Here is a 221-nt window from a genome sequence, read left to right on the forward strand (position 1 = left end):
GCCTGACGGTAGAAAAGTGCAAGGTAAAACAGATGAAAAAGGATATACAAAAGCCTTTCATACTATAAATGAAAACGAAACAATAACCATAGAAATGATAAGCAGGTAGTTAATTATGCCTAATAACAATGGAAACTCAGAAAGTGGACCTGTATTTACAGCCCAAACAACAAAACCTGAAGGTGGAAATATTGCTGTTCAAGAAGTCGTGCTAAAAAATG

The sequence above is a fragment of the Gilliamella sp. B2717 genome (assembly GCF_026536675.1).
In the GTDB taxonomy this organism is placed as follows: Bacteria; Pseudomonadota; Gammaproteobacteria; order Enterobacterales; family Orbaceae; genus Gilliamella; species Gilliamella apicola_I.